At 31.4% G+C, this 729-nt stretch carries 1 protein-coding gene; it reads left to right on the plus strand.

What is annotated here, in order from left to right; translation table 11 throughout:
• Positions 1-520 (plus strand): hypothetical protein (locus B1729_RS20680; protein ID WP_204318986.1); only part of this gene is annotated, 520 nt, incomplete at its 5' end.
• Positions 521-729 lie beyond the last annotated feature (209 nt).

Below are 729 nucleotides of genomic sequence, written 5' to 3' on the forward strand. Positions count from 1 at the left end.
GATATTGTGTAAAGATGATCATAACCCCAATATTTTGTGGGCATTCGAATTTTATAGAGACGATGCCTCATTCAAACGTCATTTCGATAATCCAGTTATAGATGAAGGTCATGATAAAGTTATTGAGCTTTTAGATGATGTGCCAACAAGAGTTGTAGTATATCCAGAATATTCAGGTAAGCAAAGCGAAAAAAATTCAGATTTATTGATTGATTCCCTACAACCTGGAACAGTTTTAAAGATGACAGCCAAAGAAGGAAAAGGTGAAGAGTTATTTAATTTAACAAATAAGATGCACTACAACGGAGATCCAGACGGCCCAATAGATTGGGTATTGTGTAGAGCCGTTGATGACCCAGATGTATTATGGGCATTTGAATTTTGTAAAGACGATGCTTCATTTAAACGTCATTTTGATAATCCAGTTATAGACGAAGGACATGACAAAGTCATCGAATTGTTAGCGGATATGCCAATGAGAGTAGAAGTTCATGCTATGTATTCTAGTAAAAAAGTATAAACAATAGATTGAGGTTACAAATTATGAATATTGTTTTTAGAATTGCATCATAGCAAATCATTAAAGTATTATTTTTTATATGCATCACAACGTACAATTTCAAATTGTACGTTGTTTTTTTCGAAATCATACATCTTTTGGAAGGTAGAAGTAAATAATAAAATATGAAAGTAATGATATGAACATAATGTTTAAAATCAAGTTTAAAT

Source organism: Microbacterium sp. B35-04 (genome assembly GCF_010634885.1).
In the GTDB taxonomy this organism is placed as follows: Bacteria; Actinomycetota; Actinomycetes; order Actinomycetales; family Microbacteriaceae; genus Microbacterium.